Source organism: Serratia sp. S4 (assembly GCF_000347995.1).
In the GTDB taxonomy this organism is placed as follows: domain Bacteria; phylum Pseudomonadota; class Gammaproteobacteria; order Enterobacterales; family Enterobacteriaceae; genus Serratia; species Serratia quinivorans.
Genome location: NZ_KB661120.1, coordinates 2,877,097 through 2,901,057 on the forward strand (window position 1 = coordinate 2,877,097; position 23,961 = coordinate 2,901,057).

20 protein-coding genes are annotated in these 23,961 nt (G+C 55.4%); 11 read left to right on the forward strand and 9 right to left on the reverse strand.

The annotated features are described in order from the left end of the window. The first annotated feature begins 29 nt into the window (after positions 1-29). The 3 genes from SERS4_RS0114180 to SERS4_RS0114190 all read left to right on the forward strand — a co-directional run bounded on the left by SERS4_RS0114180 (position 30) and on the right by SERS4_RS0114190 (position 6,809). A complete protein-coding gene (locus SERS4_RS0114180; protein WP_017893006.1) occupies positions 30-2,336 on the forward strand; it encodes an FdhF/YdeP family oxidoreductase in 2,307 nt (768 codons plus the stop codon). 206 nt (positions 2,337-2,542) lie between these two features. Continuing rightward, a complete protein-coding gene (locus tag SERS4_RS0114185; protein ID WP_017893007.1) occupies positions 2,543-4,477 on the forward strand; it encodes an exoribonuclease II in 1,935 nt (644 codons plus the stop codon). 274 nt (positions 4,478-4,751) lie between these two features. Next, on the forward strand, positions 4,752-6,809 hold the full coding sequence (locus tag SERS4_RS0114190; RefSeq protein ID WP_017893008.1) for a carbon starvation CstA family protein: 2,058 nt from the start codon (positions 4,752-4,754) through the stop codon (positions 6,807-6,809). 82 nt (positions 6,810-6,891) lie between these two features. Here SERS4_RS0114190 and fsa read toward each other — a convergent pair whose 3' ends face one another. Beyond that, on the reverse strand, positions 6,892-7,557 hold the full coding sequence (gene fsa / locus SERS4_RS0114195; protein WP_017893009.1) for a fructose-6-phosphate aldolase: 666 nt from the start codon (positions 7,555-7,557) through the stop codon (positions 6,892-6,894). Between the two features lie 146 nt (positions 7,558-7,703). On the opposite strand from fsa, the gene SERS4_RS0114200 reads away from it, so the two are divergent. Genes SERS4_RS0114200 through SERS4_RS0114210 form a run of 3 tightly spaced genes read left to right on the forward strand, consistent with a single transcriptional unit; the run spans position 7,704 to position 11,835 of the window. Then, a complete protein-coding gene (locus tag SERS4_RS0114200; RefSeq protein ID WP_017893010.1) occupies positions 7,704-8,603 on the forward strand; it encodes a glycyl-radical enzyme activating protein in 900 nt (299 codons plus the stop codon). A 4-nt stretch (positions 8,604-8,607) separates the two neighbouring features. Then, positions 8,608-11,040 carry a formate C-acetyltransferase/glycerol dehydratase family glycyl radical enzyme gene (locus tag SERS4_RS0114205; RefSeq protein ID WP_017893011.1) on the forward strand — a complete coding sequence of 811 codons (2,433 nt, stop codon included), beginning with the start codon at positions 8,608-8,610 and terminating at the stop codon, positions 11,038-11,040. A 48-nt stretch (positions 11,041-11,088) separates the two neighbouring features. Beyond that, positions 11,089-11,835, forward strand: coding sequence for a DNA-binding transcriptional regulator YciT (locus tag SERS4_RS0114210; protein ID WP_012145371.1), 747 nt, complete (start codon positions 11,089-11,091; stop codon positions 11,833-11,835). 48 nt (positions 11,836-11,883) lie between these two features. On the opposite strand, the gene araD is transcribed toward SERS4_RS0114210, so the two are convergent. Beyond that, positions 11,884-12,579: an L-ribulose-5-phosphate 4-epimerase gene (araD, locus tag SERS4_RS0114215; protein ID WP_017893013.1), complete on the reverse strand. Its 696-nt coding sequence runs from the start codon at positions 12,577-12,579 to the stop codon at positions 11,884-11,886. Between the two features lie 363 nt (positions 12,580-12,942). Here araD and osmB point away from each other — a divergent pair, with 363 nt between their 5' ends. After that, entirely contained in the window at positions 12,943-13,161 is a 219-nt protein-coding gene (osmB, locus tag SERS4_RS0114225; protein ID WP_004945176.1) for an osmotically-inducible lipoprotein OsmB, read from the forward strand. Positions 13,162-13,353: 192 nt separating this feature from the next. Here the strand turns inward: osmB and yciH are convergent, their stop codons facing one another. After that, on the reverse strand, positions 13,354-13,680 hold the full coding sequence (gene yciH, locus SERS4_RS0114230) for a stress response translation initiation inhibitor YciH (protein ID WP_017893015.1): 327 nt from the start codon (positions 13,678-13,680) through the stop codon (positions 13,354-13,356). Between the two features lie 10 nt (positions 13,681-13,690). Further along, on the reverse strand, positions 13,691-14,419 hold the full coding sequence (gene pyrF, locus SERS4_RS0114235; RefSeq protein WP_017893016.1) for an orotidine-5'-phosphate decarboxylase: 729 nt from the start codon (positions 14,417-14,419) through the stop codon (positions 13,691-13,693). 328 nt (positions 14,420-14,747) lie between these two features. Between pyrF and SERS4_RS0114240 the strand changes: the two genes are divergently transcribed. Further along, the gene (locus tag SERS4_RS0114240) at positions 14,748-15,008 is read left to right on the forward strand and encodes a YdgH/BhsA/McbA-like domain containing protein (RefSeq protein ID WP_012145375.1); all 261 of its coding nucleotides are present in this window, start codon (positions 14,748-14,750) and stop codon (positions 15,006-15,008) included. 169 nt (positions 15,009-15,177) lie between these two features. Beyond that, positions 15,178-15,474 (forward strand): Arc family DNA-binding protein, encoded by a 297-nt coding sequence (locus tag SERS4_RS0114245; RefSeq protein WP_017893017.1) that lies wholly within the window; start codon positions 15,178-15,180, stop codon positions 15,472-15,474. 54 nt (positions 15,475-15,528) lie between these two features. Here the strand turns inward: SERS4_RS0114245 and lapB are convergent, their stop codons facing one another. The 3 genes from lapB to pgpB form a co-directional block, all read right to left on the reverse strand. Continuing rightward, entirely contained in the window at positions 15,529-16,698 is a 1,170-nt protein-coding gene (lapB, locus tag SERS4_RS0114250; RefSeq protein ID WP_017893018.1) for a lipopolysaccharide assembly protein LapB, read from the reverse strand. 6 nt (positions 16,699-16,704) lie between these two features. Further along, the gene (locus tag SERS4_RS0114255) at positions 16,705-17,007 is read right to left on the reverse strand and encodes a LapA family protein (RefSeq protein ID WP_017893019.1); all 303 of its coding nucleotides are present in this window, start codon (positions 17,005-17,007) and stop codon (positions 16,705-16,707) included. Between the two features lie 461 nt (positions 17,008-17,468). Then, positions 17,469-18,242, reverse strand: coding sequence for a phosphatidylglycerophosphatase B (pgpB, locus tag SERS4_RS0114260; protein ID WP_017893020.1), 774 nt, complete (start codon positions 18,240-18,242; stop codon positions 17,469-17,471). A gap of 277 nt (positions 18,243-18,519) precedes the next feature. Between pgpB and ribA the strand changes: the two genes are divergently transcribed. Next, positions 18,520-19,113, forward strand: coding sequence for a GTP cyclohydrolase II (ribA, locus tag SERS4_RS0114265; protein ID WP_012145380.1), 594 nt, complete (start codon positions 18,520-18,522; stop codon positions 19,111-19,113). 45 nt (positions 19,114-19,158) lie between these two features. On the opposite strand, the gene acnA is transcribed toward ribA, so the two are convergent. Continuing rightward, the gene (acnA, locus tag SERS4_RS0114270) at positions 19,159-21,831 is read right to left on the reverse strand and encodes an aconitate hydratase AcnA (RefSeq protein WP_026142395.1); all 2,673 of its coding nucleotides are present in this window, start codon (positions 21,829-21,831) and stop codon (positions 19,159-19,161) included. Positions 21,832-22,130: 299 nt separating this feature from the next. Here acnA and SERS4_RS0114275 point away from each other — a divergent pair, with 299 nt between their 5' ends. Next, a complete protein-coding gene (locus SERS4_RS0114275) occupies positions 22,131-22,736 on the forward strand; it encodes a hypothetical protein (protein ID WP_017893023.1) in 606 nt (201 codons plus the stop codon). Between the two features lie 127 nt (positions 22,737-22,863). Here SERS4_RS0114275 and cysB read toward each other — a convergent pair whose 3' ends face one another. Further along, positions 22,864-23,838, reverse strand: coding sequence for an HTH-type transcriptional regulator CysB (gene cysB, locus SERS4_RS0114280; RefSeq protein ID WP_012145383.1), 975 nt, complete (start codon positions 23,836-23,838; stop codon positions 22,864-22,866). Positions 23,839-23,961 lie beyond the last annotated feature (123 nt).

The window sequence follows — 23,961 nt, forward strand, 5'->3', positions numbered from 1 at the left end:
TTTAGCTACAACCACCTGCGAAGACCAAAATGAAATTTAAACCGTCAATAAAGCCTTATACCGGCGCGGCGGGCGGCTGGGGTTCACTCGAAGCCACCACTCGCTATGTGCTCGACAGCAAACAGACGCTGAAAAACCTGCGTAACCTGATGCGCGTAAATAAGGCCCGCGGCTTCGACTGCCCGGGCTGTGCCTGGGGCGATGATAATCACAGCACCTTCAGCTTCTGCGAAAACGGCGCCAAGGCGGTCAGTTGGGAAGCGACGCGTAATGCGGTCGAACCGGAATTCTTTGCCGCTCACAGCGTCAGCACTCTGCAGCAACAAAGCGATTACTTTCTTGAGTATCAGGGCCGCCTCACCCACCCAATGCGCTATAACGCCGAAACCGACCACTATGAGCCGATCGGTTGGCCAGACGCGCTGGCATTGATTGCCCGCCACATCAAACAAATGGATAATCCGAACCAGATCGAGCTGTATACCTCGGGGCGTGCCAGTAACGAAGCCTCCTACCTGTATCAACTGTTTGGTCGCATGCTCGGTACCAGTAACTTTCCTGACTGCTCCAACATGTGCCATGAAGCCAGCGGCGTCGGGCTGAAACAAAGTATCGGCGTGGGTAAAGGCACCATCCGTATGGATGACTTTGAAAAGGCCGACGCCATCTTCGTCTTTGGTCAGAACCCCGGCACCAACCACCCGCGCATGCTGCACAGCCTGAAAAACGCGGCCAGCCGTGGGGCGCGCATTGTCAGTTTTAACACCCTGCGCGAACGTGGGCTGGAGCGCTTTGCCGATCCGCAAAGCCCGATTCAGATGCTGACGCCCAAGTCATCACCGATCAGTTCGTCCTATTTCCAACCCAACCTCGGCGGAGATATGGCCGCGGTACGCGGCATGGTGAAAGCTTTGCTTGAAGGCCACCGTCAGCGCTTGGTTGCCGGTGAGCCGGGCCTGTTCGACCTGGCCTTTATTGAGCAGCACAGCGTCGGTGTGGAGAGCTATCTGGCCCAGGTGGATGCCACCTCATGGGAGCAAATCACCCAGCAGTCCGGCCTCAGCGAAGCACAACTACGCCAGGCGGCGGCCATTTATCAGGGTGCCGAGCGCGTGATCTGCACCTGGGCAATGGGTGTGACCCAGCATAAACACTCGGTGCCGACGGTACGTGAAATCACCAACCTGCAACTGCTGTTCGGTCAGTTAGGCAAACCGGGCGCCGGTCTGTGCCCGGTACGCGGCCACAGCAACGTGCAGGGCAACCGTACCATGGGGATCGACGAGAAGTCGCCCAAGGCGCTGCTAGACAGCCTGGAACAACATTTTAACTTTTCGCCGCGACGCGAACCGGGCCATAACACCGTAGAGGCGATTGAGGCCATGCTACGTGGTGAAGTGAAGGTTTTGCTGGCGCTGGGCGGTAATCTGGCCGCCGCCGCACCGGACACCGAACGCACAGCCCGCGCCCTGCGCTGCTGCGACCTGACGGTGCATATCAGTACCAAGCTTAACCGTAGCCATCTGGTCACCGGCAAGGACGCACTGATCCTGCCAACGTTGGGCCGAACCGAGCAGGACTTGCAGGCCAGCGGCCCGCAGTACATCACGGTAGAAGACTCCTTCAGCATGGTGCATGCGTCTGAAGGCGTCGGCAAGCCGCTGGCGGAAACCCAACGCTCGGAAACCGCCATTGTCTGCGGTATCGCTGATGCGGTGCTGGGCAACCAACAGCTCGACTGGCTGGAGTTGGCGGATGACTATTCATTGATCCGCAACCATATCGCCGCCACCATTCCGGGCTTCGAAGATTTTAACCATCGCTGCGATCAGCCGGGTGGTTTTTATCTGGGCAATGCTGCCGCCGAACTGCGGTTCAATACGCCGAGCGGCAAGGCGGAATTCGGGGCTGCCCCGTTGCCGGACAGCCTGTTCCCGCAGTTGGATGGTCGCCAGGCGCCCTTCACACTGCAGACCCTGCGCTCGCACGATCAGTACAACACCACTATCTACGGGCTGGATGACCGCTATCGTGGCGTGTATGGTCAACGAGAAGTGCTGTTTATTAACCCGGAAGATCTGGCCGTTCTGGATATGCAGGACGGCGAATTGGTGGAGATCGAAACCCTGTGGAATGACGGCATCACCCGCAAGGTAAGCGGTTTCAAACTGGTGAGCTACGATATCCCGCGCGGCAATCTGGCGGCTTATTATCCCGAGACCAACCCGCTGGTGCCGCTGGCCAGCTTTGGTGACGGCACCGGCACGCCGACCTCCAAGTCGATACCGGTGGAAATACGCCGTTGCGCCGCGCAGCCGACGCTGCGTATCGCCTGACCTGCTGCGCCCGGTTTACGCCGGGCGCTAATATCTCGATCGCCAACGGGCCTGCTTTTCTCTCCGGCGACTTTTGATGACTGGATATTCCCTATAATCACGCGCTAACGCGGTAAAACCGTGACGTTAGGCTTGCCCGCAGCGGGTGATTCGCGTAAAACTGTCAGCCGCAAATCTTGCCACTCACAACCCATTCACTGGACGATATGTTTCAAGATAACCCGCTGCTGGCGCAGCTTAAACAGCAACTTCACTCTCAGACCCCGCGCGTTGAAGGCGTAGTAAAAGGGACTGAGAAAGGCTTTGGCTTTCTTGAAGTAGACGGTCAAAAAAGCTATTTCATTCCGCCACCGTACATGAAGAAAGTCATGCACGGCGACCGGGTGAGCGCGACTCTGCACACCGAGAAAGAGCGCGAAATCGCCGAGCCGGAAACTCTGATCGAGCCATTCCTGTCGCGCTTTGTTGGCCGAGTGCAAAAGCGCGATGACCGCTTGTCAATCGTGCCCGATCATCCGTTGCTGAAAGACGCGATTCAGTGTCGTCCCGTGCGTGGCCTGAACCACAATTTCCAGGCCGGTGACTGGGCAGTGGCAGAAATGTGTCGCCACCCGCTGAAAGGCGACCGCGGTTTCAATGCCGATCTGACCCAATTCATTACCGATGGTGAAGACCACCTGGCGCCATGGTGGGTCACGCTGGCCCGTCATAATCTGGAAAAAGAAGCTCCGGAGATGATCGCCATCAGCGAGCCGGATGCTTCACTGCCGCGTGAAGACCTGACTGCGCTGAATTTTGTCACCATTGACAGTGCCAGCACCGAAGATATGGACGATGCGTTGTTCGTACAGGACAACGGTGACGGCTCACTGCAATTGACCATCGCCATTGCCGATCCGACCGCCTACGTCGAGCAAGGTAGCCCATTGGATGAAATCGCCCGCAAGCGCGCCTTCACCAACTACCTGCCGGGCTTCAACATCCCTATGTTGCCACGCGATCTGTCAGACAACCTGTGTTCACTGCGCCCGAACCAACGCCGTCCGGTATTGGCCTGCCGCGTGACCATCGGTGCCGATGGTGCCCTGGCTGACGACATTCGCTTCTTCGCCGCCGAGATCGAGTCAAAAGCCAAACTGGTTTATGACGAAGTGTCCGACTGGCTGGAAGGCATTGCCGGCTGGCAACCGCCAAGTGACGACATTGCACAGCAAATCACCCTGCTCAAACGTGTGTGTGACGTGCGTAATTCCTGGCGCCACCAGCACGCTCTGGTATTTAAGGATCGCCCTGACTACCGCTTTGTTCTGGGCGAAAAAGGCGAAGTGCTGGAGATCGTCACCGAGCAGCGCCGCACGGCCAACCGTATCGTTGAAGAGTGCATGATTGCTTCCAACGTTTGCGCCGCTATCGTGCTGCGCGACCGTCTCGGCTTCGGCATTTACAACGTGCATACCGGTTTCGATCCGCTGCTGGTTGAGCAGGCGGTTACCGTGCTGCAGGCCAACGGCGTAGAAGCCGATGCCGAGAAACTGCTGACGCTGGACGGGTTCTGCGAACTGCGCCGTCACCTGGATTCACAGCCGACCCAGTTCCTCGACAGCCGCATCCGTCGTTCCCAAACTTATGCCGAGATCAGCACCACACCGGGCCCGCATTATGGCCTGGGGCTGGAAGCCTACGCCACCTGGACCTCACCGATCCGTAAATACGGCGATATGGTTAACCACCGTCTGCTGAAAGCCATTATCGCCGAGCAGTCCGCCGAAAAACCTCAGGATGAAGTCACCGTCCAACTGGCAGAACGCCGTCGTCTGAACCGCATGGCGGAGCGCGACGTGGGTGACTGGTTGTACGCTCGCTACCTGAAAGATAAAGCCGGTACCGATGAGCGCTTCAATGCCGAGATCATCGACGTGACCCGCGGCGGCCTGCGTGTACGCCTGCTGGACAACGGCGCAGTGGCCTTTATCCCGGCTCCATTTATTCACGCGGTGCGTGATGAAATGGTCTGCAGCCAGGAGACCGGCACGGTTCAGATCAAAGGCGAAGTCGTCTATCGCCAGGGGGATAACCTGCAGGTCACCATTGCCGAAGTGCGTATGGAAACCCGCAGCGTGATCGCCAGACCGGCGGCCTAACCTCGCGAGATTAATCGCACGCCAGACAAACACCGGACGGGTCAACCTCCGGTGTTTTTTTTCGTCGCTCAAACAGCAGCGTCCCCGCTATTGCGCCACAGCCAGGTAAGCCAGCCGCACCCCCATCACATTGTTTTTACGTCATTACTCAACCTGCTTCACATTTCTCATCCGACTTGCTGTTCTTAACGCACAAAACTCCTACTTTTAATTTGTATCCATTCTCCAATAAGAGCTTCTTTTTTTATTTCTGCGCATCTAGGAGTTGTTGATCATGAAAAACGTCAAGTCCGGGATCATCTGGCTGGCGGTGGCGTTGGTGGGCGCATTTGCCTTCGCCATGCTGGCGCTAAGCCGTGGGGAGCATGTCAATGCGGTTTGGCTAGTCGTCGCGGCGGTCGCCTGCTACAGCATCGCTTACCGCTTCTACAGCCTGTTTATTGCCAAGAAAGTTTTTGAGCTTGACGATCGCCGCAAGACGCCGGCAGAACGTCGCAACGACGGGCTGGACTATGTGCCCACCAACAAATGGGTGTTGTTTGGACACCATTTTGCCGCCATCGCCGGTGCCGGGCCGTTGGTTGGCCCGATCCTGGCAGCACAAATGGGCTTTATGCCCGGCACCATCTGGATCCTGGTTGGGGTGATGTTGGCCGGTGCCGTGCAGGACTTCCTGATCCTGTTTATCTCCACTCGCCGCGATGGCCGTTCGCTGGGTGAAATGGCCAAGCAGGAGCTGGGGGCCTTCGCCGGGGTGATCACCATGCTGGGTGCGCTGGGGGTGATGATTATCATTCTGTCTGCGCTGGCGCTGGTAGTGGTAAAAGCGCTGGCCGACAGCCCATGGGGCCTGTTCACTATTGCCGCCACCATTCCTATCGCTCTGTTTATGGGCGTGTATATGCGTTTTATCCGGCCGGGTAAAATCGCCGAAATTTCGGTGGTGGGTTTTGCCCTGATGCTGCTGGCGATTATTTACGGCGGCAATGTGGCGCAAGACCCCTACTGGGGCCCGTTCTTCACGCTGCACGGCACTACGCTGACCTGGGTGCTGGTCGTCTACGGCTTTGTCGCCTCGGTGCTGCCGGTGTGGTTGCTGTTGGCACCGCGTGACTATCTGTCCACCTTTATGAAGATTGGCGTCATTATCGGGCTGGCGATTGGCATTGTCTTCGCCATGCCGGAAATGAAAATGCCGGCGGTATCGCGCTTTATCGACGGTAGCGGCCCGGTGTTCGCCGGATCGCTGTTCCCGTTCCTGTTTATTACCATCGCCTGCGGCTCGATTTCCGGCTTCCATGCGCTGGTGTCCAGCGGCACGACACCGAAACTGGTGGAGCGTGAAAGCCATATCCGCTTTATCGGCTACGGTGCCATGTTGATGGAGTCCTTCGTGGCCATCATGGCGCTGATCTGCGCCTCGGTCATCGATCCGGGCGTTTACTTCGCCATGAACTCACCGGCGGCGCTGATCGGCACCACGGTGGAAAATGCCTCGCAGGTGATTAACAGTTGGGGCTTTATGATCACCCCGGAAACCCTGACGATGATTGCCAAAGACGTCGGTGAGCACTCGATTCTGTCCCGTGCCGGTGGCGCACCGACCTTTGCGGTAGGTATGGCGCACATCATTACCGAGGTTTTTAACAGCCGCGCGATGATGGCGTTTTGGTATCACTTCGCCATTTTGTTCGAGGCCCTGTTTATTTTGACCGCCGTCGATGCCGGGACCCGTGCCTGTCGCTTTATGGTGCAGGATTTGGTGGGCGTGGCGATCCCACGGCTGGCCAACAACCGTTCGTGGTTCGGTAATCTGGCGGGGACTACGGTGGCAGTCGCAGGCTGGGGGTTCTTTGTCTATCAGGGGGTGGTCGATCCGCTCGGTGGCATCAATACCCTGTGGCCGCTGTTCGGTATCGGTAACCAGATGCTGGCGTCGATGGCGCTGATCCTCGGTACCGTGGTGCTGTTCAAAATGAAAAAACAGCGCTACGCCTGGGTGACTATCCTGCCCACCGTCTGGTTGTTTATCACCTCAATGACCGCCGGCTGGCAGAAGATCTTCCATGAAAAACCGAGTATCGGCTTCCTGGCGCAGGCGAAGAAGTTTTCTAGCGGTATTGAGCAAGGTACGTTAATCGCACCGGCCAAGACGTTAAAGGATATGGAAACCATCGTGTTCAGCAACCAGATTAACGCCGCACTCTGTGCTTTCTTTATGCTGGTGGCGGTAACCATGCTGGTCTCCGCCTTCTTTGTGATCCGCCGTGCGCTGAACTCCAGTCAGCCTACAGCCCAAGAGTCACCGATCGTCCTGCGTGAGAATGGCTAAACCTGCGATTGGGCGCGGCATGCAGCGCCCCTACTTCTAAACAACCGGGCACTTGGTCAGTGCCCTTTTCTTTGTTTACAACTCAGTTCAATAAATTAGTCCCAAAGGCCCCCTGCCAATCCTGTTCGAATTTCTCTACCGCCGCCTGTACCGCCGGGGCGGCAAGGAACTGCTCGGCAACCTCGACCGGCAAGGTGATGGCCTGGCAACCTGCCAGTAAACATTCCAGTGCCTGACGCGGCGTTTTAAAACTGGCGGCCAGCACTCTGGCTCCTGGTGCATGCAGCGTCAGCAACTGCTGCAGCTCCTGCACCATCTTAATGCCGTCACCGCCCTGCGCATCCACACGGTTAATGTAAGGGGCAACATACTCTGCCCCGGCCAGCGCCGCCAGCAATCCCTGACCCGCGCCGTAGACCGCCGTCCCCAGCGTAGGGATCGACATCGCTTTGAGTTTCTTGATTGCTGCCAACCCTTCAGCGGTCGCCGGAACCTTCACCACCAGCCCTGGTACCCGCTGATGAAGCAGCGCCGCTTCTGCCACCATAAGTTCGGCATCGTTGGCCATCACCTGAGCAAACAGCTTACCGGTGCCTCCCAGCGCATCGCGCAGCGCCGGAAGCACTTCCCAAATTGGCTTGCCTTCTTTGGCCACAATACTTGGATTGGTGGTCACACCATGCAACGGAAGGATGCGCGCCAGGCGTTTCACGGCGTTCACATCAGCGGTATCGAGATAAAGCTCCATTACGGACTCCTGAATCTTCTGTGGGCGAATTCAAACTCTGAACATAGTAGGACATGCAATAGGTTTATATTTGATCGAAATCAAATCAACCTTCATTCGAAACAACTTTAATGAAAGCAGCAAAGCAACCGAATGACAGGTGACTCGTGATTTTCAATCTGCAGCGTTATTCCACCCATGATGGCCCAGGCATTCGCAGCGTAGTGTTTCTAAAGGGGTGCTCGCTTGGCTGCCTCTGGTGCCAGAACCCGGAAAGCCGGGCGCGAAAGGCAGACCTGTTGTTCGACCCACGCCTGTGTCTTGGCGGCTGCACGCTGTGTATCGAAGACAATACGCAGGCTGTCCGGCGGATAGACGATAGCCTGGTGCTCCAGCGCAATTTACTCAGCCATGAGGATTATGCCGCATTGGCTGCCCGTTGCCCAACCGGCGCGCTCAGCCTGTGCGGCAGCGCGAGAAATATCGACGATATCATGGCCGAAGTTCTGCGCGACAGACCCTTTTATTTGCGCACCGGCGGTGGGCTGACGCTGTCCGGCGGTGAACCCTTTATGCAACCGACCGTGGCGGCTGAACTGCTGCGCCGCAGTCGTGAGGCCGGTATTCATACCGCGGTGGAGTCTTGTCTGCATACCCCCTGGTCCAACATAGCCCCGTCACTGCCCTGGCTTGACCTGATGCTGGCGGATCTGAAACACGTCGATGAACGGCGCTTCAAACAGTGGACCGGCGGCTCCGCCAAACGAGTGATGGACAATTTTCGTCGGCTGGCCGAGCGCGGTACCCAAACTATTGTGCGCGTACCACTGATCCCGGAGTTTAACGCCGATCGCCACTCTGTCCGTGCGATTGTCGATTTCGCCGCCGATGAAGCCGGCGCCAAAGAGATTCATTTTTTGCCATACCACACACTGGGCATCAACAAATACCACCTGCTCGGCGAACCCTATCACGCTGCCCGTACCCCACTGGATGCGCCCGAACTGCTGGCCTATGCCGAGCAGTACGCCAACACCAAAGGGCTGACCGCTATTTTGCGAGGATAACATCATGACCACGCTGGACCTGACCACCCTGACCGCACGCACCCTGGCCCACAAGAACGCGTTGATCCATATCGTCAAACCGCCGGTTTGCACCGAACGTGCGCAACACTATACCGAAGCCTATCAGCAACACCTGGACAAACCCTTGCCGGTGCGTCGGGCGCTGGCATTAGCTAATCATCTGGCCAAACGAACCCTGAGAATCGAAAACGATGAGCTGATTATCGGCAACCAGGCCAGCGAATTGCGCGCCGCGCCGATCTTCCCGGAATATACCGTCAGTTGGATCGAAGACGAGATTGACCAGTTGGCCGACCGTCCGGGTGCCGGTTTTTCCATCAGCGAAGAGAATAAGGCCATCCTGCACCGGATATGCCCGTGGTGGCGTGGCCAGACGGTACAAGACCGCTGCTACGGCATGTTCACCGATGAACAACGGGCGCTGCTGGCCACCGGCATCATCAAGGCCGAAGGCAATATGACTTCGGGAGATGCCCACCTGGCGGTGAATTTCCCACTGCTGTTGGAAAAAGGCCTCGACGGACTACGCGACAAGGTGGACGAGCGCCGCAGCCGCATTCACCTCACCGACTGGCAAGAGTTACAGCAGGAACAATTCCTGAAGGCTATCGACCTGACCCTGGAGGCACTGAGCGCCCATATCCTGCGCTTTGCCGAACTGGCCCGCAGCATGGCACAGGCGGAAAGCCGCCACTGGCGGAGTGAAGAGCTGCAGGCCATCGCGGAAAACTGCGAGTTGATCGCCCACCGCCCACCGCAGACCTTCTGGCAGGCGCTGCAACTGTGTTACTTCATTCAGTTAACGCTACAAATTGAATCCAACGGCCATTCGGTGTCCTTTGGCCGTCTCGACCAATATCTGTACCCCTGGTATCGCCGCGATGTCGAGCTGGAACAGACTCTGCCACGTGAGCGTGCGATTGAAATGCTGCACAGCTGCTGGCTGAAACTTTTGGAGATCAACAAGATCCGTTCCGGCTCGCACTCCAAAGCCTCGGCAGGCAGCCCGCTGTATCAGAACGTCACTATCGGCGGACAACAGCTGGTCGATGGCTCACCCCGCGACGCGGTGAACCCTTTGTCCTATACCATTCTGGAGTCCTGCGGCCGCCTGCGTTCGACCCAACCCAACCTCAGCGTTCGTTACCATGCCGGGATGAGCAGCGACTTTCTCGATGCATGCGTGCAGGTGATCCGCTGCGGGTTTGGCATGCCGGCCTTCAACAACGATGAGATAGTGATTCCGGAGTTTATCAAGCTGGGCGTGGAACCTCAGGATGCCTATGATTATGCGGCGATCGGCTGCATCGAAACCGCCGTCGGCGGAAAATGGGGTTATCGCTGCACCGGCATGAGTTTTATCAACTTCGCCCGAGTATTGCTGGCAGCACTGGAGCAAGGGCGTGATGCCACCTCCGGCAAAGTCTTCCTGCCCCAGGAGTTGGCGTTGTCGCGGGGCAACTTCAGCCATTTCGACCAGGTGCTGGGTGCCTGGGACAGCCAGATCCGCTACTACACCCGTAAGTCGATTGAAATTGAGTGCGTGGTCGATAGCGTGCTGGAAGAAAATGCTCATGACATCCTGTGTTCGGCGCTGGTGGACGACTGCATCGAACGCGGTAAAAGCATTAAGCAAGGCGGTGCAAAATACGACTGGGTTTCGGGCCTGCAGGTCGGTATCGCCAACCTGGGCAACAGCCTGGCGGCAGTGCGTAAACTGGTGTTCGAACAGGGTGCGATCGGCCAGCAGCAGTTGGCGGCAGCGCTGGCCAATGACTTTGACGGGCTGAGCGGCGAGCAGTTACGTCAGCGGTTGCTCAACGCCGCGCCAAAATACGGCAATGACGTGGATGAGGTCGACCAATTGCTGGTACGCGCTTATCAAAGCTACATTGACGAACTCGCGCAGTACCACAATACCCGCTTTGGTCGTGGCCCGATTGGCGGCACTTACTACGCCGGCACTTCGTCCATTTCGGCTAACGTCCCCTTTGGAGCAGCTACCCTGGCAACCCCTGATGGGCGCAAAGCGCATACGCCGCTGGCGGAAGGTGCCAGCCCGGCATCAGGGACCGACCATCTCGGGCCGACTGCCGTGTTCAATTCACTGTCCAAGTTGCCTACCGCTGCAATCCTCGGTGGCGTGCTGCTGAACCAGAAACTCAACCCGGCCACGCTGGAAAACCCGGTCGACCGTGAAAAGCTGATGTTGATGCTGCGCACCTTCTTTGAGACCTACCTGGGCTGGCACGTACAGTACAACATTGTGTCGCGGGAAACCCTGCTGGAAGCGAAGCAACATCCTGACCAGTATCGTGATTTAGTGGTTCGCGTTGCTGGATATTCCGCGTTCTTTACCGCATTATCCCCTGACGCGCAGGATGATATTATTGCGCGAACAGAACATACTATTTAAACAACAAATATTAGCGGCCGCACCTTGGTGGCCGCACATCAGGTTGATATGAATTCAAGACAACAGACAATATTGCAATTGGTTAACGATCGTCGGCGCATCAGCGTCAGCGATTTAGCTGCCGCTACCGGCGTTTCTGAGGTGACAATCCGTCAGGATTTGAACCTGCTGGAGAAACGCAGCTATTTGAAACGGGTGCATGGTTCCGCGCTGGCGCTGGAAAGTGACGACGTCGATGCACGCATGATGTCCAACTTCACCCTCAAGCAAAAGCTGGCGCAATATGCCGCATCGCTGGTTAACGACGATGAAACCATCTTTATCGAAAGCGGCAGTGCCAACGCGCTGTTGGCTCGCTACATTGCCGAACGCAAGCGCATCACGCTAATCACCGTCAGCCACTATATCGCCAACCTGCTGAAAGAGACCGACTGCGAGGTGATCGTGCTGGGTGGCCTGTATCAGAAAAAAAGCGAAACCGTGGTCGGGCCGTTAACGCGACAATGTATTCAGCAGGTGCATTTCAGCAAGGCGTTTATCGGCATTGATGGCTACCATGCGGACACCGGTTTTACCGGTCGCGATATGATGCGCGCCGATGTAGTTAATGCCGTACTGGCCAAGGGCGTAGAGAATATTGTCCTGACCGACTCGTCCAAGTTTGGTCAAATACAGCCCAACCCACTGACTCAGCAGGGAAAGGTACATCGGGTGATCACCGATTCCCGGCTGTCGCTGGACTATCAGCACCAGTTAAAACGCCAGGGAATACAGTTGGATATAGTAAACGACTAGGATCCAGGCGGGGAAATGGTGGCCGTCACACGACGGCCTACCTGAGGATTACTGACCGTAATAGGCATTTTTACCGTGCTTGCGCAGGTAATGTTTGTCCAATAGCGTCTGCTGCATGTTCGTCAGCCCCGGTGTCAGTTGGCTCGAAAAAATCCCCATGTAGGCAATCTCTTCCAGTACCACCGCATTGTGCACCGCGTTTTCCGCATCCTTTCCCCAGGTAAAGGGGCCGTGTGAATGCACCAGCACCGCCGGTATCGCCGCCGGATCCAACTGGCGTTCTGCAAAGGTTTCGACGATCACCCGGCCGGTTTCCCACTCGTAGCGGCCATTGATTTCCTCATTGTGCATCTGGCGGGTACAGGGGATATCACCATAAAAATAATCGGCGTGTGTGGTGCCCCAGGCAGGAATATCCAGCCCCGCCTGCGCCCAGATGGTGGCATGCCGCGAATGAGTATGAACAATCCCCCCGGCAGCGGCAAACTCCAGGTACAACACGCGATGGGTATCGCTGTCCGATGACGGCTTTCTACTCCCTTCCACCACTTTGCCGCTTTCCAGTTCCACCACCACCATATCGTCACGGGTCATCAATGCATACTCTACCCCCGACGGCTTGATCACCATCAGCCCCTCGCGGCGATCGACAGCACTGACGTTACCCCAGGTGAAAGTCACCAGATGATGGCGTGGCAAGGCCAGGTTGGCCTCTAATACCTGCTGCTTGAGTTCGTTAAGCATGTGTCTTTCCCGGTTAAGCCTGTAAGGAATATTGTCGGCAGGCGGCTCCTGAGAGGGTATGGCGTAAATAGCTAAAGACCGCGTAGCCTTCTGCTGGAAACCGAGAACTGTGGAGCACAGAGGAAATGGCCGGCCAAAAGCGGGTAAATGGACTTTAGGACTATTTACCTGTTTATCGTCAGGCAGAGGCTTATAGTGGATATTGGCAGAGAGAGCGCTTTTAGCTTTTCAATTGTTCTGCCTTTAACAAAAAATGCCATTTTTTATATCGATACGCTTTGGGAGCCAATAGCAGGCCGAATTTAGGGTTCATGCCTATACTTATAGGGCACTCCCATAAGCCAATGCTAAGGAGAAGTCACTATGATGATTATCAATAAACGTTTCGCCACCGCCGCTCTGGCGCTTACGCTGGCGTTTTCACTCAGCGCTTGTTCCAACATGTCCAAACGTGACCGTAACACCGCTATTGGTGCCGGTGCGGGGGCTGTAGGCGGCGCGGTGTTGACCGATGGTAGCGCACTGGGTACGCTCGGCGGGGCCGCCGTTGGGGGCATCATTGGTCATCAGGTAGGCAAGTAACCTATCCGGCCACTAGCCGACAGGCTGGCAAAAGCGTTTACGCTTTGACGTATTAACCATAATAAAGATTATTTCAGGTCTGTTTTACTTTTAGTCAATGGCATCATTGCCATTAACGGGTTAACGCCCGGCAGCAACACCCACTGCCATGCCGCAGCATTGCACCGCGGCATGGCAATTCGCCCGAGGCGATTAACCGCCCGCCAGTTTGACCTTCATCCCTTTGGCTTCCAGCAGCTGTTTTAGCAAATCGCGCTTATCACCCTGGATCTCAATCACACCATCCTTGAGCGAGCCACCACAGCCACACTTCTTCTTCAGTTCAGCCGCCAGTTTTTCCAGTGCCGCATCATCCAGATCGACGCCCGAGATCAGGCAAACGCCCTTCCCCTTACGCCCGCTGGTCTGGCGCTGAATGCGCACGATGCCGTCACCCTTGTCACGCTGTGGCTTAACCTCTTCCGGCTTGATGCGTCCGCTGTCGGTGGAGTAAACCAGACGGCTGTTATCGACCTTCATCAGTAACTCCTCAGGCCAGTGAAGCGCGAATGGCGCTCAGCGTAGCGGCAGGATCGGCAGATTGGGTGATCGGGCGCCCAATCACCATATAGTCAACACCGGCCGCCTGTGCCTGCACCGGCGTCATAATACGGCGCTGATCGCCGGCATCGCTGCCTTCCGGACGGATACCTGGTGTCACCAACTGGAACTGCTGGCCACAGGCCGCTTTCAGGCGTTCGGCCTCATGCGCAGAACAGACTACGCCGTCCAGTCCACAATCGCGGGTCAGACGCGCCAGTCGTTCCGCCTGCTCGGCCGGAGATAGGTCGATACCGATAGCCTGCAAATCCTCCGCCTCCATGCTGGTAAGCACGGTCACGGCAATCAACAACGGCGCCTGCGCGCCATAAGGCAGCAACGCCTCTTTGGCTGCGGTCATCATCCGCGCACCGCCGCTGGCGTGAACGTTAACCATCCACACGCCCAGTTCAGCCGCCGCCGCTACCGCACGGGCGGTGGTGTTGGGAATATCGTGAAATTTCAAATCCAGGAATACATCGAAACCGCGGGCGTGCAAGTCGCGCACCAATTGTGGTCCAAACAGGGTGAACATTTCCTTGCCCACTTTTAGCCGGCAGTCCTGCGGACTGATACGATCGGCAAATGCCAATGCTGCGCCAATATCTGCGTAATCAAGCGCAACAATGATCGGAGATGATTTTAAGTCGTTGTTATTAATGTTATTTTCAGACTTCATTTCTTCTACCTTCTGTAAAATGGACATAACCAGGTAACAACCCGCCAAACTAACCGCCGCATTCTACATGCCAGCCGACAGAAATCCCAGCCGCAGCGCACCCTGCGGTTAAGTAATGTTAGGCCCAGGTTCGTCATCAAGCGTCAATATAACACCGCTGCCATTAACCCAGGCTGCGTAAAGCGCCGTAAAGATGCGTAAATTATAAATCAAATAATTTGAACAAGATGCTCAGCATTATCAGATTTTAAATCTTTCTGGATGCTTTATTATTCAACACATCGGAAGCGAACGGCTTCCAACCCAAACAAACAGACTGGAGTTTCTTATGAAAAGCATCAAATATTTTGCAGCAGCCGCCGCTATCGCCATGACCTCTTTCGCTACCTTCGCCGCTGAACCGGTAGACCTACAGCAGGCCACCAGCCTGAGCGCATCCGGCGTCGTCTCTGCAGGCCATGCCACGACGCTGAGCAGCCTGGAAGCCAAACTGGCCGCCAAAGCCGAAGCCCAGGGCGCCAGCAGCTACCGCATTATCTCTGCCGGTGGTAATAACATGCTAAGTGGCACCGCCGTCATCTACAAATAAGCACTCTGGTATAGAGCCCGGCACGCCGGGCTCTACCTCAATACTCCCGCCTTATCGTTCATTATTCCCCCGATCAATGTTACAGAAATATTAAATTTTTATTACACACTAGACTCTCACTCGCGACTGGCTTAGCTTGAAGGCAATCTTCCCGCAGAAAGGCTTCAAAATGAGCGAGATATCTACACTAACGATTAAAATCCCTCTGGAACTCAAAGAAAAAATTCGTGCCATTGCTGCCGATAACCAACTTTCTCTGAGCGCCGAGGTCTGTCAACGTCTTGAAAATAGCTTCGACTTACCGGCCAAGGCGGACAAAACCGCTAAAAAATCGGCGGAGTTGCATCACGGTGAAATTGACAATCAGGGGATTGAAGAGGAAATCGAGCAGCCGTTGAACCAGAAAGAATTGAAGAAGTTGCGTCAACTGCTGAAAGGCGGCGTCAAAGCCGGCAAGAAAAAATAAATCGCTAACATCATAAAAAAACGGGGCTATTTTAGCCCCGTTTTTTATTGCAGCTTATTGTCCATCCAGCCCACGAATCGGTTTAACCGATGACCAGGCCCGGCATGACGGGCAATGCCAATACAGCGAGTGCGCGGTAAACCCGCATTTATGGCAGCGATAACGCGGCTTGGTACGTATTTGTTCGCCGACCATATCACGCAGCAGCAACAGGCTTTCTTTCGCACGGCCATCTTCCGCATCTGCCAGGTGATAATCCATCAGGCGATAGAATACCCGCATCGTCGGGTGACGCTGGAGCTGGCGGTTGATATACACCTGCACCACGTCACGGCCTTCATTCTGCTCAATAATTTCCGCCAGCATCAGCTCTGCGGTGGCACCGGTATTTTCTTCAACACAGCGCTTGAGGAAGTCCGCCCAATCCTGTTGATGTTCCAGATGCTGGTAACACTCATGCAGCATCGGCAAGGTTTCGCTCACCAGCTCTTTATCCTGGTTCAACACTCGCGTGAGCGATTCAACCGCCTTGGCGTATTCACCCTGCGCCATATAAATGCGCCCTACCATTATAGAAACCCGGGCGCACTGTTTATCTGCCGAGGCCGCTCTTTTCAGCAAGCCCATCGCCTTATCGAGATCGTCACTGCCCATCGCCTGCAAAGCCAGTTCGCAGTAGAAATGGGCGATCTCGATACGTTGTTTATCTTTACCCAACTTGACCAGTTTTTCCGCCACGTCGATGGCCTTTTGCCAATCGCTGGTTGCCTGGTGGATCACCAACAGTTGCTGCAACGCGGAAATGCGGAAATCTTCTTCGCCGATTAACTGGCCAAACATATCTTCGGCGCGATCGTACATGCCGGCGGCCATATAATCACGCCCCAGCTGTTGCACGGCCAAAAGGCGTTGTTCGAAGGTCAGGGAAGCGCTTTCCATCAGCGCCTGATGGATGCGGATTGCGCGGTCTACTTCGCCACGCGAACGGAACAGGTTACCCAGCGTCAGGTGGGCCTCAACGGTGTTGCTGTCCTCTTTCAACATATCAAGGAACAGATCGACCGCTTTATCCTGCTGGTTGGAAAGCAGGAAGTTAACCCCGGCCACATACTCACGCGACAGACGGTTGGCTTCCTGTTGTTTGTCCTGTTGAGCACTTCTGCGCCCCATGTACCAGCCGTACGCGGCAGCCACGGGCAACAACAGAAACAGCAGCTCTAACATAGAAGGTTATTCCTTGCTGACAACGGACGGAGCTGCCGATTCAGCAGGTTGTTCAAGCTGCAGTTCCAGCCTTTTGATTTTGCGTTCGGCTCGCCCCAACGCAATGCGGGTACGCAGATAAAACAGGCCACAAATGACCCAGCCAAGAACAAAACCGGCGCCAAACAACGCCGCCAACAGGGTCGATACGCGGTAGTCGCCCTGCGCAACCAGATAGTTAAAACTCACAACCTGATCGTTATGCGCGCCCAACGTGACAGAAATCACGAAAATCACCAGAACCAACAAAAAAATCAGCAAATATTTCACATTCTTTCCCGCAATGCCGAGTTAATCGGATGAATTCTACCCTATAGCTTTCAAGTTGGCCGCTCTAGCGCGTCCATGCGCTCGCGGCATTTGTACATCCCTGTACAGCACAGCTAGGCGGCCAGCTCGCTCATCCCCAGGCGCTTACTCAAGTAAGTAACTGGGGTGAGCTAGTGCAGATAACAACGCTGCGACTTGAAAGATGACGGGTATATGCCAATACGTGGCTTCCCTAACCTTTAAGTTAGCATTTCCCATCGTGGCAGGGAAACCCTGCGGCACGATAAAACCACATATCTGCTGGCATATTCGACAGTAAACGACGCTCCCGAACAAATTAATGAGAAAGCTTCTCAAAATAATAGATTAATAAGGATATGGGGGCATTAATAAGAATTACAATGACGGGAAATGTAAGCGGTTAATGCGGTGCCATGGCGACACCGCATTAAGTGACAGCGTCACCTGATTTTCTCTTCCGAGGTTCTTTCCGCAATTTCCTGCTGCTCTTGCGGCGGTGGCGTCAAAGGGCCAAACCAGCGTTGAGCCAACCAGCAAGCTATCGTCACCAACAGCCAGCTGATCAAGGTCGCCACTGCCAGATCCCGTGGCCAGTGCATGCCCAGCAGCAAACGGCTGCCCATGACACCTATTGCCCACACCATCAAGACCGCGACGGTCTTGTAGTGCCGTCGTGGCCACAACAACCCTACGCCCAGTAGCGCCCAACTGGCGGCAAACATCGTGTGGCCTGAAGGGAACGCAAAGCCGGTCTCAAACTGCCAGTGCTCACGTAGCCATACCGGTACCAGCGTTTGCTCCTGCAGTTGCTCTTTCACCAACGCGCCCCGCTCTTTGCGCTTGAGCGAGTAAAAGTACTTTTCATCAATCTGGTGGGCCGACTCCAGCCACAACACAAATGGCCGAGGCTCCTGCACGCGATCCTTAATAAAAGACTTCACGCCCTGTCCGATCAGAATCGACGCGCTAAGCAACACCAACAACCCAATGGCCGGTCTGATACGAAAACGCAGGCACCACAGAAACCAGGCGCCAAGAATAATACTGGTAAGGATACCCCAGGGCGAAGTGACGGTTTCAGTCAGCCAGTACAGGCCTTTCAACAGCCTGCCGTCGCCACCCGGTTGCCATTGCCAGCCGGAAATCCATACCGCCAGCGGCATCAACAACAGCACTAGCGCACCAGCTGCCGTACGTTTTGCAATCTCAAACATTCCCATCGTCCTTTGCATAAGCCAATTTGCAGTGTAACAATCTTGCAATATTGATAACACTCGAAAAATTAAACAGATAAACGGACTATCGCAATAATAGTTGGCTGAAAGCGTCGGATGCTGATTTGCTGAGCACCTCAGGGCAAGAAGTTATGGCAAAATAGCCGATAATTAACGAAATGCCGATCGTCGTTGTGCATTTAATACTGGTCAGCCAACTGACCCAGAAGTAGGATGCGCAACCATGATTGAATCGGAAGTATTTGTGGAGAGCAACATGCAGCTTAAACGGGTGGCAGAGGCCAAATTGCCAACACCTTGGGGCGATTTCCTGATGGTAGGATTCGAAGAACTGGCGACCGGGCACGATCATCTGGCACTGGTGTTCGGGGATATTTCTGGCGCAACACCGGTACTCTCACGTGTACATTCTGAGTGTCTGACCGGTGATGCCTTATTCAGCCTGCGCTGCGACTGTGGTTTTCAGCTGGAAGCCGCACTGGAGCATATCGCGGAAGAAGGTCGCGGTATTCTGCTCTACCATCGCCAGGAAGGTCGTAATATCGGTTTGCTGAACAAGATCCGCGCTTATGCCCTGCAGGACAAGGGCGCTGATACGGTAGAAGCCAACCACCAGTTGGGTTTTGCTGCGGATGAACGTGATTTCACCCTGTGTGCGGACATGTTCAAACTGCTGGGCGTGGATGCGGTGCGTTTACTGACCAACAACCCGAAAAAGGTCGAGATCCTGACCGAAGCCGGTATTAACATTACCGAGCGTGTGCCACTGATCGTCGGTCGCAACCCGAAGAACGAGCGTTACCTGGCCACCAAGGCCGCAAAAATGGGCCATTTACTGGACCAAGAGTAATTTCCCGCGGGAAAAATCAGGGCGCCATGAAAGGCGCCCTTTTAATTACAGCATTTTCCTGATCACGTAGTGCAGGATGCCGTCATTTTCATAGTAGGTCAGCTCATTGCCGGTATCGATTCGGCAACGGGTATTGACCACTTCCTTGCGCCCATCGGCATAAGCGATCAGCACCGGTACCACTTGCCCTGGCTTGAGCGTTTGTAACCCGCTGACGCTGATCTGCTCATCACCACTCAGCCCCAGCGTTTTGCGCGTCACACCTGCCGGGAACTCCAGTGGCAAAATGCCCATACCAATCAGGTTGGAGCGGTGAATACGCTCAAAGGACTCGGCAATCACCACGCGAACCCCCAACAGTCGTGGCCCCTTCGCAGCCCAGTCACGGCTGGAACCGGAACCGTATTCTTTACCGGCGATCACCGCCAGCGGTACCTGCTCCTGCTGATACTGCATCGCAGCATCGTAGATTGATAACTGATTCTGTGACGGGATATGGCGGGTATAACCCCCTTCAACCCCCGGTACCATTTCGTTACGGATGCGGATGTTGGCAAAGGTGCCACGCATCATGACTTCATGGTTACCACGGCGCGAGCCGTAAGAGTTGAAATCCAACGCCGCAACGCCATGATCGCTCAGATAGCGGCCTGCCGGGCTGTCGCGTTTGATGTTCCCTGCCGGTGAGATATGGTCGGTGGTCACCGAGTCGGCCAGGATCGCCAGAATGCGGGCGTCCTTGATGTCCTGCACCGGATCCGGCTGTACTTTCATGCTGCTGAAGAACGGCGGATGGCGAATATAGGTGGAGTCCGCCTGCCATGGATAGGTGGCCGAACCGGCAACCTGAATCGACTGCCAGTTGGCGTCACCGTCAAATACCGCACCGTATTCCTTATGGAACATCTCGGTACGCACTTCCTCGACTGCCAGGGCAATGTCCTGGCTGCTCGGCCAAATATCCTTCAGATAAACCGGCTGACCGTCACGGCCTTCACCCAGTGGCTCGTTGGTCAGATCAATCTTCATACTGCCGGCCAGCGCATAGGCAACCACCAAGGGTGGCGAGGCCAGCCAGTTGGTCTTCACCAGCGGATGAATACGGCCTTCGAAGTTACGGTTACCTGACAACACCGCACCAACGGTCAGATCGCCCTCTTTAATCGCCTGCTCAATAGGCTCAGGTAACGGCCCGGAGTTACCGATACAGGTAGTACAGCCGTAACCCACCAGGTTAAACCCAAGTTCTTCCAGGTAGGACGTCAGCTTGGCGCTGTCGAAATAGTCGGTCACCACTTTAGAGCCTGGCGCCAACGAGGTTTTCACCCAGGGTTTGGTTCGCAACCCTTTTTTCACCGCATTCTTCGCCAGCAAGCCGGCGGCCATCATTACGCTGGGGTTGGAAGTGTTGGTACAGGAGGTAATGGCGGCAATCACCACCGCGCCGTTATGCAGATCGTGCTGCTGCCCATTAAGGGTGAAGGGCTTGAATTCGGATTTTCGTTGCTGGTTGCCGAGCTCCAGCTCGGTTGCGGCATTGAAAGCCTTGGGCACCTCTGGCAGCGCCACGCGATCCTGCGGACGCTTCGGCCCAGCCAGGCTGGCTACCACCGTCGACATATCCAGAGCCAGGGTACTGGTAAACACCGGTTCGTCGCCAGGATTGCGCCACATGCCCTGCACTTTGGCATAGGCTTCCACCAGCGCGATTTGCTCATCGCTGCGGCCACTCAGCTTCATATACCCCAGCGTCACTTCGTCCACCGGGAAGAAGCCACAGGTCGCACCAAACTCCGGTGACATGTTGGCAATGGTCGCTCGGTCAGCCAGCGGTAGATCCGCCAGGCCGTCACCGTAGAACTCAACAAACTTGCCCACGACGCCGTGTTTACGCAGCATCTGGGTGACGGTCAACACCAGGTCAGTAGCGGTAATGCCCTCGCTGAGCTTACCGGTGAGTTTAAAGCCCACCACGTCCGGGATCAGCATCGATACCGGCTGGCCAAGCATCGCCGCTTCGGCTTCAATACCCCCCACACCCCAACCAAGAATGCCCAGACCGTTGATCATGGTGGTATGGGAGTCGGTGCCCACCAGCGTGTCCGGGTAGGCAATACGCTGACCGCTTTCGTCGGTGTGCCACACCGTTTGGCCAAGATATTCCAGGTTAACCTGGTGACAGATACCGGTACCCGGCGGCACTACGCGGAAGCGGTTGAAGGCTTTCTGCCCCCAACGCAGGAAGGTATAGCGCTCGTGGTTGCGTTCCATTTCGATACGCACGTTTTCTTCAAACGCTTCGTCATCACCGAACTCATCAACGGTGACCGAGTGGTCAATCACCAGATCGACCGGTGACAACGGGTTGACCTGGTCAACATTGCCGCCCAATCGCTGCACCGCTTCACGCATAGCGGCCAAATCCACCACCGCGGGCACGCCGGTAAAGTCCTGCATCAGTACGCGAGCCGGTCGGTAGGCAATCTCGCGGTCGGCATGACCGGTCTGTAACCAGCCGACGATAGCTTTGAGGTCGTCAACCTGCACGGTGTCGCCATCCACATGGCGTAACAGGTTTTCCAACAGCACTTTCATTGATTTGGGCAACCGGTCGATATCACCCAGCTGTCTCGCGGCCAGTGGCAGACTGTAATAGCGATATTCGCTATTGAGCGCAACCAGCTTATCCATACTCGTTTCACGAAGATCGGACGACATAGCTCCTCCATTTCTTATTATGCATAAAACAGGGTAATCACTGAGGTCTTACTTAAAGATAACACAAAGATGATGTAACGTTTTGATAACAACACGTTTTGATCATAACGATAGGCAGAAGTAATCAAGAAGGGAGAAGTCGTTTTTTCCCAACGGCTTAGGCATGGACTTCGCTGAGCACAGAATAGCAAGAGAGCCATATTCCTGCGTCGATTGCTATCTGTTAAGGTTCCTTTCCAGCCGTCCGCACGGCAATGGCCGTGATGCCAAAGTCATATTTTAAATCCAGGGAGAGAAGAGTGGCATTTTTCGGATTCGTCAGTGAACGTGAGTGTCAGCGCTGGCAAGGCGCGCCGCCCTATATTCCCGCCTTCAGCTTTCATGAAAAACATCAGTCAGCCCCCATTAATGCCACACCTGAAGCCATTATTCAGGCGGTGCTTGCGCTGGATATGGCCGAGGACCCTATCATCAGTCGGTTACTGATGCTGCGTCAGTTACCCACGAAGCTGCGCCAATGGTTCACCAACACCAAAAACACTGCGCCGCCCGCTGCGTTTGGTTTCGACACTTTTACCCTGCTGCATCAGAGCACTAATGAAATTTCTCTTGGATTGGCCGGTCGTTTCTGGCGCCCAACCATGGGGGTGGCAAATCTGGCCAATGCAGAAGAGTTTGACCATTACAACGATCCCGACGCGGCTAAGCTGGTGTTGCGCTTCAACGTCACACAGGACAGTACCGGATGGGCAGTGCTAAGTACGGAAACCTTCGTCTGGTGCCCTACGCCCCAGGTAAAAGCGCGTTTCGCCTGCTATTGGGGGGCCATTCGCCCGGCCAGCGGTTGGATAAGGCGCCGCACCCTGCTTGCCGTGCAGCAGAAACTGGCAATGAAAGACAGATGACGAATGGATGCCGGTACTGGCAGCGTTCTGTGGGAGTACAAAGGGGATATCAGCGATGAACAAACCTGAAAAGATAAAACAGTGAGGGGTGGGTTCCCCTCCTGCTATCAGCCATTAACCTGACGGCTTACTTTTCCGGCAGTTTGATGTCTTTAAACATCGCTTCAATCTCTTCGTTGGAACGCAGCGCAACTGCGCTATCAACCACGTCGCGCGTCAGATGCGGAGCAAAGCGTTGAATGAAATCGTACATATAACTGCGCAGGAAGGTGCTGCGGCGGAAACCGATTTTGGTGGTGCTGTAAGTGAAGATATCACGCGCATCCACCGTCACCAGATCGGGATCCTGAACCGGATCCACAGCCATGCTGGCAATCACCCCTACACCAAGCCCCAGTCGCACGTAAGTTTTAATCACGTCGGCGTCAGTCGCGGTGAATACGATTCGTGGCGTCAGGCCTGCGCGATTAAACGCGGTATCCAACTCGGAACGGCCAGTGAAACCGAAGGTATAGGTAACAATCGGGTAAGCCGCCAACTCTTCGATGGTGATGTGGCTTTTACCGGCTAATGGATGATCGGGTTTTACTACCACCGCGCGATTCCAGTGGTAGCACGGCAGCATGATTAAATCGTCGTAGAGGTGCAACGCTTCAGTGGCAATGGCAAAGTCTGCGGTGCCTTTGGAGACGGCTTCGGCGATTTGCGTCGGCGACCCCTGATGCATATGCAGCGAAACACGCGGATAACGCTCAATGAAGCCTTTAATAACGTTAGGCAGCGCGTAACGTGCCTGGGTGTGAGTGGTGGCCACATACAGTGAGCCTTTGTCCGGGTAAGTATGCTCGCCGGCGACGGCTTTGATGGCATCTACCTTGGACAGGACTTCACGGGCGATCCGGATAATTTCAAGGCCTGCCGGTGTCACCTGAGTCAGGTGCTTACCGCTACGGGCGAAAATCTGGATGCCCAGTTCATCTTCCAGCATCCGCACCTGCTTGCTGATACCGGGTTGTGAAGTGTAAAGCCCTTCTGCCGTCGAGGAGACATTCAGGTTGTGGTTAACCACTTCCACGATGTAACGAAGCTGCTGCAATTTCATATCTTATACCATCCTAGGTTAAACACTGCGTTGAGCCGCAGCCAGGTATATCGGTGTCGCCCCGGTATGCTGAAGAGTAACAAGCCATAAACACCGTGTTTCACCCAGACGCTGAAGAAACCG

Excerpts from the sequence above, each read along its gene's own strand:
- SERS4_RS0114180 (WP_017893006.1), top strand. The coding sequence starts at position 30 with ATGAAATTTAAACCGTCAATAAAGCCTTATACCGGCGCGGCGGGCGGC.
- SERS4_RS0114185 (WP_017893007.1), top strand. The coding sequence starts at position 2,543 with ATGTTTCAAGATAACCCGCTGCTGGCGCAGCTTAAACAGCAACTTCAC.
- SERS4_RS0114190 (WP_017893008.1), top strand. The coding sequence starts at position 4,752 with ATGAAAAACGTCAAGTCCGGGATCATCTGGCTGGCGGTGGCGTTGGTG.
- fsa (WP_017893009.1), bottom strand. The coding sequence starts at position 7,557 with ATGGAGCTTTATCTCGATACCGCTGATGTGAACGCCGTGAAACGCCTG.
- SERS4_RS0114205 (WP_017893011.1), top strand. The coding sequence starts at position 8,608 with ATGACCACGCTGGACCTGACCACCCTGACCGCACGCACCCTGGCCCAC.
- SERS4_RS0114210 (WP_012145371.1), top strand. The coding sequence starts at position 11,089 with ATGAATTCAAGACAACAGACAATATTGCAATTGGTTAACGATCGTCGG.
- araD (WP_017893013.1), bottom strand. The coding sequence starts at position 12,579 with ATGCTTAACGAACTCAAGCAGCAGGTATTAGAGGCCAACCTGGCCTTG.
- osmB (WP_004945176.1), top strand. The coding sequence starts at position 12,943 with ATGATGATTATCAATAAACGTTTCGCCACCGCCGCTCTGGCGCTTACG.
- yciH (WP_017893015.1), bottom strand. The coding sequence starts at position 13,680 with ATGAAGGTCGATAACAGCCGTCTGGTTTACTCCACCGACAGCGGACGC.
- pyrF (WP_017893016.1), bottom strand. The coding sequence starts at position 14,419 with ATGAAGTCTGAAAATAACATTAATAACAACGACTTAAAATCATCTCCG.
- SERS4_RS0114240 (WP_012145375.1), top strand. The coding sequence starts at position 14,748 with ATGAAAAGCATCAAATATTTTGCAGCAGCCGCCGCTATCGCCATGACC.
- SERS4_RS0114245 (WP_017893017.1), top strand. The coding sequence starts at position 15,178 with ATGAGCGAGATATCTACACTAACGATTAAAATCCCTCTGGAACTCAAA.
- lapB (WP_017893018.1), bottom strand. The coding sequence starts at position 16,698 with ATGTTAGAGCTGCTGTTTCTGTTGTTGCCCGTGGCTGCCGCGTACGGC.
- pgpB (WP_017893020.1), bottom strand. The coding sequence starts at position 18,242 with ATGTTTGAGATTGCAAAACGTACGGCAGCTGGTGCGCTAGTGCTGTTG.
- ribA (WP_012145380.1), top strand. The coding sequence starts at position 18,520 with ATGCAGCTTAAACGGGTGGCAGAGGCCAAATTGCCAACACCTTGGGGC.
- acnA (WP_026142395.1), bottom strand. The coding sequence starts at position 21,831 with ATGTCGTCCGATCTTCGTGAAACGAGTATGGATAAGCTGGTTGCGCTC.
- cysB (WP_012145383.1), bottom strand. The coding sequence starts at position 23,838 with ATGAAATTGCAGCAGCTTCGTTACATCGTGGAAGTGGTTAACCACAAC.